This is a genomic window from Mesorhizobium sp. M00.F.Ca.ET.216.01.1.1 (assembly GCF_004010325.2).
Classification (GTDB): domain Bacteria; phylum Pseudomonadota; class Alphaproteobacteria; order Rhizobiales; family Rhizobiaceae; genus Mesorhizobium.
On record NZ_SADR02000286.1, the window covers coordinates 1 to 349 of the forward strand.

The following is a 349-nucleotide window of genomic DNA, read 5'->3' on the forward strand; positions in this document are numbered from 1 at the left end:
GTGGTTGGGCACCCGGAAGATGTTGCCGATCGTCTCGTGGATGGTGTCCTCGATCAGCCGCGAGTTGAACATGAAGCGGTAGCGCGGGTCGGCCGCTGCCGATTCGATGCGCGTGCGCAGCGACTTCAAGGTCGGTCGGTCGTTCTTGCTTTCCAGCATGCCCATGCGCTCGTCGATCTGCTTGAGCAGGTCGGCGACGCGGTAGGGAACCGGCGTGTCCGCTGTCAGCGCATCGCTGCCGCGCCTCACATAAGCGCCCGAGCTCGGATTGCGATAGAGGTTCTTGGCGGCCGGAATCAGGTCGCGCAGGACGTCCACTTCCTCCGGCACCGTCTCGCGCCCGCGAAAC

General features: G+C 64.8%; 1 pseudogene. It reads right to left on the bottom strand.

The features are described from left to right. A pseudogene (locus EN859_RS36130) lies at positions 1 to 349 on the bottom strand (ATPase); the annotation flags it as partial.